The sequence below is a fragment of the Thermococcus sp. genome, from assembly GCF_015523185.1.
In the GTDB taxonomy this organism is placed as follows: Archaea; Methanobacteriota_B; Thermococci; order Thermococcales; family Thermococcaceae; genus Thermococcus.
Genome location: NZ_WAKV01000034.1, coordinates 1 through 8,721 on the forward strand (window position 1 = coordinate 1; position 8,721 = coordinate 8,721).

Below are 8,721 nucleotides of genomic sequence, written 5' to 3' on the forward strand. Positions count from 1 at the left end.
AAGTTGCTTGGAGCAGGCCCTTCCAGATGAATGACCCGAGTTGTCTATGTCCTGTTATTCCCGGCTGGGGTAGGATTGATAAAACGGCTGTGCGACCTTTGGCCTGTACGAGGGTTATTCCACTACTGCAACGGGACGCTGACGTTTCACCATGCCGAGCAATGAGTTTAATACTTTAAATAAAGATTTGCCGCTTCTATGTTTTTAATTTAAATGCAATGAAACAAACTTCAAAAACTTAGTTATACTCACCAAAAGAAAAATTTATATATTTCTAAGTCCCAACATCATTGCAAAGCTTTTGTGGAGGTGACGTTGTGGAAGTGAAGAGATATGCCTACTACCTGTTTACTGCCCTGCTGTGGTTCGCGGCCTTCAGCGCCCTGAGCGCGTACCTCTCCATGAACGGCGTTAGTCTTCCGTGGGTCAAGCATCTCGACGGCGGTTACCAGGTGAACCTCGTACCTGCACTCGTTTTCGGTGGTTTTGTTGGTCTCTTGGTGGCCCACGCTGGTCGGCTACTCTCCCAGAGAAGCGGCAACCCAACCTATTACTACGCCGGTCCCCTCGTTGCCATAGTCGTTATATCGCTGACAGTTCTATTGCTCTACGGTGGCGCTTGTGGTTACTGTAAGAAGGTCGTATGTTCGCCGAATCCTGTCAAGGAGTGCGGAATTGACGTGAGACTCTCGTGGACTCTATTCAAGATTAAGTGTGTCTGTGCGGCCCTTGTGGCACGTCTCCTGGCCTTTTTGTGAGGTGATTATCTTGCTCTTTTCCTATTTTAAAGGGCTCACTACGAACGGTTTCTACCTCGCCCTATTTCCTGTGACGCTGGCGATTTCTCTCCGATTGCCCGGAATAAATGAACCCTCCCCTTACCCCTTACTGTTGGTCCTTGGAATCACCTGGGTCTTCCTGCCGATTGTTGACGCCCGGGACGTTCTGAAGGTGGATGAGTTTCTGCTTGGACTTCCCTCTGTGAGGGAGAAGCTTGCCGTTCTGAGCGCGTTAGCCCTCCTACTCCCCCTGCTCCCCATCCTCCTTCGTGGCGGTATCTCCACGGGGCTTCTGGGCGTTCTCTCAACCTTCGTTTCCACACTACTCTTTTTCAACTCGGTCTTTGCCCTATTCTTTGCCCCTCTGGCCTTCGTGTTCCCCTTGATTCAATGTTCCGCCCTTAGGGTCTCGTCCCTTGTTGCCCTGACTGGTCCCTACGCCCTCTGGGCCTTTGGTGCCCTGGGAAGGTTCTTCTCCCTTCGCGTTGTCCTCAGGGGGTTCCAAATTAGCCCCAGGTACGCCATGCTCTCCGTGTTGCCGGTACTCGTCTTTGAGGGTCTCTACAATGGCCCCATGGGGTTCGTAATAGCGGATTACATTGGCTTCAGAAACCCGGACTTCAGCCCACTGACCTTTCTGCTCTTTTCCATCTTTGCCCTGGTCTTTATATCGGTTCCCTACTTCACAGCCTTTGGCCTTCGGGAGGCTGAGCTCCACCTGGGAAGCACTAGAGCGCTCCTTGGAACGCCCCTGGGAAGGAGATCAACGGCCTTTGTTCTCGCGCTCGCTCTAGAACTACCGGTCGCGTTTTTCATGGTATCGCTCAAGCACTTCGTCGTCTCCCCGGAAAACGCCATGAAACTCGCGATTGCCGGGGCGTTCTTCAACACCGCACTCCCCACCGGAGGGGACTCCAAGTGGTCCGGGTACTCGTTCATGGGCTACATGGTGGCCCTCCATTTCCTCCTTCCAAGGCTTCCCCTGTGGTACGTTCTCGGGGCATCTTTTCTGCTTTCGGTACTCCTCTACGACCTTGACGTCTGGAGGTATGGTGCATGAGGAAGCTTGGGGTTTTAATCGAGGCCCTTTCAACCCGGTTCCTCTGGCTACCCTTTTTCTTCGCGCTCCCATTCGTTGTCCTGTGTCCCTCAAAGGCGCTCAAACTCGTTCTCTTTGGCCTGGCCGTTCCCGTCAGCGTTGCCCTCCACGAGTTCCTCCACGTTGTCCTGCTTCCCCCAAACGGCTTTATCCTGAGAAAAGGGACCTTCCTGACGATTGAGGTTGTAGGCAACGCATCTAGGGAAACCCTTTTTCTTTCCTCCATCCTGCCTGGGATTGTACTCGGAACCGTTGGACTCATCCTGCTTCCCGGCTACGGTCTGGTGGCAATCCCCTTCCTCCTACACTTCCTTACAATCCCAGCGGATATAGCCGGATTGGGGGGGATTAAACTTGGATAGCGCCATTCTAGTGCTCAGGAACCTCGCCTGTGGCTACGAGTTTCCCCTCCTCGAGCTGTCCCTCGAGCTCGGGAGGGGTGAGCACGTCGTGGTTTACGGACCCAACGGCACGGGAAAGACCACCCTCCTCAAAACCGTCGTTGGGCTCATCAAACCCCTATCGGGGGAGGTACTGGTGCTCGGGAAACCACCAAGGCGGGGAACCCGCGTCATGAGGAACATCTTCTACCTGCCGGAGACGGTTGAACTTCCCCCGTATCTCAGAGTCGGGGAGTACGCTAAGCTAGTGTTCGATATATACGGCGAGAGACCCGATGCCCAGAGAATAAAGGAGGGGATGAAGCTCTTTGAGTTGGAGTCTCTGTACGGTAGAAAACTGGGAGAGCTCTCTCAGGGACAGAAGAGGAAGGTCCAGCTCCTCGTTGCCTATTCCCTCGGTAGAGAACTGACGGTGCTCGATGACCCTGCGATAGGGATAGACGACTCCGGCGAGGAGCTCGTTAGAATCCTCGTGGAGGAACTCTCGGAGAAAGGCGCGGTTCTCGTAACATCGAGGAATCCGATAGCCGGCCTGAACAACGTTTCAATAAATGAATTTAAGGGGGCTAAGCCTCCATCCTCTTTCTAACGACCTCCAAAGCCCTCTCGGCATCTCCCCTGAACTCGGGGAGGCCGAGCTTCTCCATCGTTTCTGGCAGAGGGACGCCAAGCTCTTCGTCCCAGCCCCTTAGCCTGTAGAACTCCCTTCTTGCCTCGAGGAAGTCGTTGTAGTCTATGAATGCCGCGTTGCCCTCCGCCGGATCGTCCGGCTCCGGCTCCCACCAGCGCGGCGGAATCGTGTCGTCAAGAGGTGGCGTAACCCAGTCGAGGGCGTTATGTATGCGCGCGATGCTCTCGACGCCCCATGTTCTTCTCCTCAACTCCTCAACCGTCCATTCCTCGCCCGTAACGAGGGAGTATAGCCTCGCGAGGTCTTCCATCTTGTAGGGCACGAACTTACACGTTCCGAGCATATCGGTGATGTAACTCTCGTCCCTGCCTTCGATAAGTGAAGGCACGAGTTCTTTGGCCGGTCCCTGGTTTGGCAACTGGTGGGGTCTAGGCCAGCCTCGGAGATGGGAAGCACCAACGTCCGCCGTTGCGTAGCTCAAAGCGTACGTTCTCCTCCCGCGCGGGTCCCAGGCCGGTGCCTCCATTCCCTTGACGTGAACCGCGAATTTACATCCTCTGCCAAGCCTCTCACAGGCCCTCTTAACGCCGTCTGCCAAAATTGCCCCGAAGCCCTTTTTCTCGGCCATCAGCCTGATGAGCATCTCCTCTGCCTCCTCGTCGCCGAAGCCCTTAACTGGGAAGCCTATCTCATCCTCGCCGATGAGACCGCGCTCCACCATCTCGAAGAGCCACGCTATCGTGTTACCTGTCGCTATACTGTCAAGTCCGAGGTTGTTGACGAGCCAGTTGAAGTACGCAACCGCTGGAAAGTTGAAGACGCCCGTTGCGGCACCGAGCATTGCTATGCTCTCGTATTCGGGCTTGACGCGGATTTTTCTGCCCTTGTATTCCACCTCAACGTAGCGGGCGCACTTTATGGGACAGCTCTTGCCGTGGACGAACCATTCTGGCTCGACTTCATACTTCTTAATCTCATCTCCAGCTAGCTTTGATGCAAGCTCGTCCGGGATGTATGGCCTTGAGAAGTTGTAGGCCGGGCTCATGCCGAGTGAAGCGGCACTTCTAAGGGCATCGGTAGTTCCATAGTTCCTCGTGTGTTCATACTTTGGATTCGTCGAGAACTCGTTGTAGTACTCCTGCCACAACTTCTGGAACTCCTCTGGATTAGCAACCTTCGGCTTCTCGCCGGGTTCGACCACAACCGCTTTGACCTTCTTGCTCCCCAAAACCGCTCCCAGCCCACCTCTTCCGCTGGCTCTTTCAGTATCGTAAACAACGTTGGCAATCCTGCTCAGCTTCTCCCCTGCTGGGCCTATCATGCCTATGCTCGCCTTCGGGTGTTCCCTCCAGATTTCTTTAGCCACTTCGTAGTTGCCCTTTCCCCAGAGGTGGCTGGCGTCCCTAATCTCAACCTCCCCATCGTGGACGTATAGATAGACAGGTTCCTCACTCTTTCCTTCGATTATGAGAGCATCGAAGTGGCCCTTCAGCTTCGGCCCGAAGGCGTCTCCGCCGCTGGAGTCGCTTATGAGTCTCGTCTCGGGGCTCTTGCTCACCGCTATAATCTTGCTCGAACCCGGGACGAGGCCCGTCATTCCACCCGGTGCGAAGACGAACTTGTTGGCCGGGCTGAGCGGGTCCGTTCCCGGTGGGACCTCGCGGTAAATCAGGTAGTAGCCGAGGCCCTTTCCGCCGATGAACTTCCTTATCACCTCATCCGGCAGCTCCTCATAGGTAACCTTCCCCTCCGTCAGGTTTACACGCGCAATCCTGTTGTGGTAGCCGTACATCAGACACACCCCCTTGCCTTTTCCCTATCCTCCCCCGAGAGGCGCCAGCCCATAGCTCCAAAGTTCTCTTCGAGATGGGCCTTGCTTCCGGCTTTGGGAATGGCCATAACGTTTTCCTCCCAGATGAGGTAGTTCAAAGCCACCTGGGCGGCCGTCTTTCTGTAGGCCCTTCCAATCTCGGCCAGGCAGGAGTTTCTTGCTAGGGTTCCCTTCTCCAGTGGAGTGTAGGCAATCAATGCCATCTTCTCCTGTTTCATGTAATCCAAAAGGCCACTCGTTTCAGACCAGCGGTCTCTGAGGGAGTACTTGACCTCGTTTGCTACAATCTCATACTTCCTCATCGCCCCCTGGGAGCGCTTGAGAAGTTCAAGGTCGAAGTTGCTAACTCCAATGTACCTTATGAGTCCCTCGTCAACGAGTTCCTCCAGCGCGTGGAGGGTCTCCTTAATCTTCTCCCAGCTCTCGCCGGGCCAGTGGAGGAGGTAAAGGTCTATGTAAGTGCTAAGCCTCTTCGCACTTGCCCTTGCGGCCTTCTTGGCTTTTTCATAGCCGAAGTGAGTGGGCCAGACCTTGCTGATGATGAAGATTTCCTCCCGGTCAAAGCCTTCTATCGCTTTTCCAACGAGCTCTTCGCTGTGGCCGGCCCCGTAGAATTCAGCAGTATCAATTAAGTTAATCCCAAGCTCAAGGCCGTACCTGAGGACTTCAACACTTTCCCTATCCCTCGAGTAGTCTGGACTCTCGTAGCCGCCTATTCCCCATGTTCCCATTCCTATTGCTGTGACCTTATCATCGCCTATCCTCTTGAGGTCAGAGACCCGTGGCATTCCTCACACCGCGAAGATTAGGAATCCGAACTTAATTAAGGTTTCCGTCTAAACGCTAAAATGACCAGATGTGTGGAACGAAGGTTTATAAAAGCGTGGCCGTTGGGGAAGTGGGTGATACTATGGACCCGATGTCCAAGGTTTTTGAGGAGGCCAAGAAAAATCCGAAGATGAAGAAAAGGCTCAGGATGAAGGCGGCGTTTTCGCTGGTTCTGGTCACAGCTTTCCTCGGGGTTGTGTTCATAACCATCGGAACATTCGTTTCGATGAAAACGGGGAGTTTTCTCGGGATGACCCACCTCGACTTCCTAGAGCTACGCGCAAGGTACGAGCTGTTCATGATGGTGCTTATCATAACCCACCTCGCCATGAACTGGAGCATGTTCAGGAAGGAACTCGTGATACTCTTCAGCTGATTTCTCCCAGTTCCGACTCCTTTTGGGTTTCCCATTACTCTCCGCACTCCCTGTTTTCTTTGATAGTTGAACCAAAATTAATTTAAATTATATGACACTCGTCAACTCAGGGATGAAAATGAACGCGAGGACAAAAGTGAAGGCCAAAGCGGTGTTGTCTTCAATACTGATAGCTATATACATAGGAGCAATCTTCCTTACCATAGGTGAGGTAATGGCGATGAAGCACGGCTCTTTCCTCGGAATGAATGGGATAGAAATCCTAAGAATGAAGTCGAGGTACGGAATAGTAATGTTGGCCTTGATAGCAATCCACCTAGGACTAAACTGGGATATGTTCAAAAATGAAATTAGAGTTTTGAAGTCCTGAAGAGTTTCAGACTTCCTCAAGCTTCTTCTTCACTTCCTCCGTGTTTTTCCTCGTTTCTTCGAGCGCGTTCTTTAGCTTCTCCAACTCGACCCTGAACTCGTTCAGCGTTTTGTTCACCTGATAGAACGCAAAGACTAACACGACGAGAATGATAAGGCCAAGGATTATACTTATCCATCCGCTGGGTGTTGACATGTATCCTCCCCCCCAAGGCATCTTCATCCCTCCAGGCGCTTTACAACATCGTTGTCTATGACTAGCTTGAAGGGCTTGGCCCGATAGTACTTCTTGGCCCTCGGGTCGTCGGGCTCAAGTCGAAGCTCGCTCTCGACAAGGCCGGCTTTTTCAAGCTTTTTGAGGTGCAGATAGAGAAGTTGCCTCGAAATTCCGAGGGTCTTGGCGAGTTCGTAAACGTACCATTCCTTTTCGCAGAGCAACTTTAGTATCTTAACCCTCACTGGATTTGAGAGTGCATCACAAAACCTTGCTAGCTCCTCGATACTCTGCACCATGGTCAACACCGCTGATTGGGCCTGGAGGGGGTTAGGAAAAAAAGAGATAAAAGCTTTCCGCTCAGCCAACAATACTCCTGTATTCGTTTTCACTCAGTACTTGTGGTGCATATGTAATACCGTACCTGTTTTGGAGCAACCTTGTAAATGCCCTTAGGTGGTTCTCACTTCCTTTTCTCAGGCTCTCAAAGACGGCCTTTATGTCCTGGTTGTCCACGTGTTTTAGCCACTCGTCCAAGTCCTTGATGTCAATCTCCTCTATGAGAGCCCCCACTTTAAGGGCTTCAATGTCACTTTCACTCCCCTTTGCAACGAGCTTTTTGTAAAGCTCCTGCATCTCCGTACTGTTGAATTCACCGACTCCCATCCCTGCAACGGGGTCGGTCAGGTTGTATTTCCTAATGAGCTCGAGCACCATGTCCATGTGGGTCTGCTCGCTCCTCGCTATGTTCTCGAATATTGGAAGCCCCGTCTTGTTGTAAAGCGTAAGATACACGTCTCTGGCGAGCTTCTCTTCCTCCCTCATGTAGAGTATTGCCTCAACCTCCTCTGGGCTCAGGTTTTCAACGGGATACGCCGAGATGTCCACCACTATTCCCGCGTTTGCACTGGCACCGTAGCCCTTATCCGCAGGAGGGCCCATGGTGGCCGAGCCCGTGCCGGTTGTCGTGCTCGAGCTTGTTATACACCCTGCCCCAAAGATGGCCAGGAAAAGCAGGGCCATCAGGAGGAAACCTGCCCTTCTCATCCGTTCTCACCCCGGAGCTCCGCTATAATCTCCTCCAACATGGCCTTGAATTCCTCCCTGTCCAGGTCGTACTTGTACTCAATCTCAACGAGCTTCTCGTCCGGGGTTGCCTCTATTCCCTTCTCCTTCAGCTTTTCTATCAGCGCGTCCGTTGAAACGTTGAACTCCTTGGCGAGCTCCTGGACGGTGTAGTACTTCATCATCGTGCCCGTTATGTAAGCCGTTGAGTTAGTTGATTCTTCTTCATAGTAGGAGTCATACGATTCATATGTTGTTTCCTCTTCGCCCGTATACGCTGAAAACGCTTGGAATCCAACTGCTATGAGCAGTATTGGAATTATCAGGCCAGCCATTACCTTTGCCTTTGAGCTCTTAAATGCAGACTTCAGCATTACTAGCATACTCCTGAACCCCACCGCCAGGTGAACCCCCACGAGGCCAATCATGATGAAGCCCAGATACGTGTGAACGTTGGTGAGAGTGTCCTTATCCATACCAAAGAAGGTCCATCCTATGCTGTCCGCTATCCTCCCGCTGGGCGCTAAATACAGGCCTATTCCCGTTACAGCCATTCCAACAAAGACTATTAGGAGGAGCAGGTCAACAACTCCCCTTAGGAGTACTGAGGCTCTCATGCTTTCACCTCCGGTGGACATTTTCCTACGCAGAGCATGTTCTTCACCTCATCAGCGCGTATATTATAAGCCCAATTACGATAAAGAGCAGGAGCAGGAAAGCCAATTTGGCAAATATTATCAGCAGGGCAAAGGGCAAAAACAACCAGCCAAAGCCGAAGCCCCTTCTCCCGTGCATCGGCCCCATCATAGGCCCGAATCCTCTTGGCATTTTTCACCACCAATCAAGGAAAAGAAGGAGAGGGTCAGATACCAAACCTTCCAAGGAATCCCCTCATCCACTTCCATGCGTGGCCAAAGGCGTTAGCTATGGTGCTGGTGATTCCGCCATTGTTGGCCTGACCCGTGTAAGTGCCCATAGTACCGGGACCGTGTCCCATTCCGTGGGCCGGAGCTGAGCTCAGTATCTCGTCAACCTGCTCCTGAGGAAGCACTTGAGCCGTGTAGGCCACTCCCATGGCCTCAAGCTGACCTACAAAGGCCCTGAGGTGGTTCTCGCTCCCGGCCATGA

General features: G+C 52.8%; 14 protein-coding genes. 6 read left to right on the plus strand and 8 right to left on the minus strand.

The features are described 5' to 3' along the window. Positions 1-317: 317 nt before the first annotated feature. The 4 genes from F7B33_RS03900 to F7B33_RS03915 are packed head-to-tail and all read left to right on the plus strand — an operon-like array spanning position 318 to position 2,868. The gene (locus F7B33_RS03900; protein WP_297073200.1) at positions 318-758 is read left to right on the plus strand and encodes a hypothetical protein; all 441 of its coding nucleotides are present in this window, start codon (positions 318-320) and stop codon (positions 756-758) included. A 10-nt stretch (positions 759-768) separates the two neighbouring features. Next, on the plus strand, positions 769-1,839 hold the full coding sequence (locus F7B33_RS03905; RefSeq protein ID WP_297073203.1) for a hypothetical protein: 1,071 nt from the start codon (positions 769-771) through the stop codon (positions 1,837-1,839). Next, entirely contained in the window at positions 1,836-2,240 is a 405-nt protein-coding gene (locus F7B33_RS03910; protein WP_297073205.1) for a hypothetical protein, read from the plus strand. Before F7B33_RS03905 ends, F7B33_RS03910 begins: the two co-directional genes overlap by 4 nt. Continuing rightward, complete coding sequence (locus F7B33_RS03915; RefSeq protein ID WP_297073208.1) at positions 2,233-2,868, plus strand: ATP-binding cassette domain-containing protein; 636 nt, start codon at positions 2,233-2,235, stop codon at positions 2,866-2,868. The genes F7B33_RS03910 and F7B33_RS03915 overlap by 8 nt, the downstream gene beginning before the upstream one ends. Here F7B33_RS03915 and F7B33_RS03920 read toward each other — a convergent pair. Further along, positions 2,846-4,702 carry an aldehyde ferredoxin oxidoreductase family protein gene (locus tag F7B33_RS03920; protein WP_297073210.1) on the minus strand — a complete coding sequence of 619 codons (1,857 nt, stop codon included), beginning with the start codon at positions 4,700-4,702 and terminating at the stop codon, positions 2,846-2,848. The two genes, F7B33_RS03915 and F7B33_RS03920, sit on opposite strands and share 23 nt — an antisense overlap. Next, positions 4,702-5,529, minus strand: a complete 828-nt coding sequence (locus F7B33_RS03925; protein WP_297073212.1) for an aldo/keto reductase — start codon at positions 5,527-5,529, stop codon at positions 4,702-4,704. The genes F7B33_RS03920 and F7B33_RS03925 overlap by 1 nt, the downstream gene beginning before the upstream one ends. A 95-nt stretch (positions 5,530-5,624) precedes the next feature. Here F7B33_RS03925 and F7B33_RS03930 point away from each other — a divergent pair, with 95 nt between their 5' ends. Both F7B33_RS03930 and F7B33_RS03935 read left to right on the plus strand, forming a co-directional pair. Continuing rightward, entirely contained in the window at positions 5,625-5,945 is a 321-nt protein-coding gene (locus F7B33_RS03930; RefSeq protein ID WP_297073214.1) for a hypothetical protein, read from the plus strand. Positions 5,946-6,063: 118 nt separating this feature from the next. Next, a complete protein-coding gene (locus F7B33_RS03935) occupies positions 6,064-6,315 on the plus strand; it encodes a hypothetical protein (RefSeq protein WP_297065103.1) in 252 nt (83 codons plus the stop codon). 6 nt (positions 6,316-6,321) lie between these two features. Here the strand turns inward: F7B33_RS03935 and F7B33_RS03940 are convergent, their stop codons facing one another. The 6 genes from F7B33_RS03940 to F7B33_RS03965 all read right to left on the minus strand — a co-directional run. Then, complete coding sequence (locus tag F7B33_RS03940) at positions 6,322-6,531, minus strand: hypothetical protein (RefSeq protein ID WP_297065114.1); 210 nt, start codon at positions 6,529-6,531, stop codon at positions 6,322-6,324. Between the two features lie 2 nt (positions 6,532-6,533). Further along, on the minus strand, positions 6,534-6,827 hold the full coding sequence (locus F7B33_RS03945; protein ID WP_297065112.1) for a winged helix-turn-helix domain-containing protein: 294 nt from the start codon (positions 6,825-6,827) through the stop codon (positions 6,534-6,536). Positions 6,828-6,888: 61 nt separating this feature from the next. Then, positions 6,889-7,575 carry a DUF2202 domain-containing protein gene (locus F7B33_RS03950; protein WP_297073216.1) on the minus strand — a complete coding sequence of 229 codons (687 nt, stop codon included), beginning with the start codon at positions 7,573-7,575 and terminating at the stop codon, positions 6,889-6,891. Next, positions 7,572-8,210, minus strand: a complete 639-nt coding sequence (locus tag F7B33_RS03955) for a translation initiation factor IF-2 N-terminal domain-containing protein (protein WP_297065098.1) — start codon at positions 8,208-8,210, stop codon at positions 7,572-7,574. The genes F7B33_RS03950 and F7B33_RS03955 overlap by 4 nt, the downstream gene beginning before the upstream one ends. A 43-nt stretch (positions 8,211-8,253) precedes the next feature. Further along, a complete protein-coding gene (locus F7B33_RS03960) occupies positions 8,254-8,421 on the minus strand; it encodes a hypothetical protein (RefSeq protein ID WP_297073219.1) in 168 nt (55 codons plus the stop codon). 34 nt (positions 8,422-8,455) lie between these two features. Next, positions 8,456-8,721: DUF2202 domain-containing protein (locus tag F7B33_RS03965; RefSeq protein WP_297065093.1), on the minus strand; the 266-nt coding region annotated here is incomplete at its 5' end.

Bases quoted from the DNA above. Each gene is read 5' to 3' on its own strand.
- F7B33_RS03910 (WP_297073205.1), top strand. From the start codon at position 1,836: ATGAGGAAGCTTGGGGTTTTAATCGAGGCCCTTTCAACCCGGTTCCTC.
- F7B33_RS03920 (WP_297073210.1), bottom strand. From the start codon at position 4,702: ATGTACGGCTACCACAACAGGATTGCGCGTGTAAACCTGACGGAGGGG.
- F7B33_RS03925 (WP_297073212.1), bottom strand. From the start codon at position 5,529: ATGCCACGGGTCTCTGACCTCAAGAGGATAGGCGATGATAAGGTCACA.
- F7B33_RS03935 (WP_297065103.1), top strand. From the start codon at position 6,064: ATGAACGCGAGGACAAAAGTGAAGGCCAAAGCGGTGTTGTCTTCAATA.
- F7B33_RS03940 (WP_297065114.1), bottom strand. From the start codon at position 6,531: ATGCCTTGGGGGGGAGGATACATGTCAACACCCAGCGGATGGATAAGT.
- F7B33_RS03945 (WP_297065112.1), bottom strand. From the start codon at position 6,827: ATGGTGCAGAGTATCGAGGAGCTAGCAAGGTTTTGTGATGCACTCTCA.
- F7B33_RS03950 (WP_297073216.1), bottom strand. From the start codon at position 7,575: ATGAGAAGGGCAGGTTTCCTCCTGATGGCCCTGCTTTTCCTGGCCATC.
- F7B33_RS03955 (WP_297065098.1), bottom strand. From the start codon at position 8,210: ATGAGAGCCTCAGTACTCCTAAGGGGAGTTGTTGACCTGCTCCTCCTA.
- F7B33_RS03960 (WP_297073219.1), bottom strand. From the start codon at position 8,421: ATGCCAAGAGGATTCGGGCCTATGATGGGGCCGATGCACGGGAGAAGG.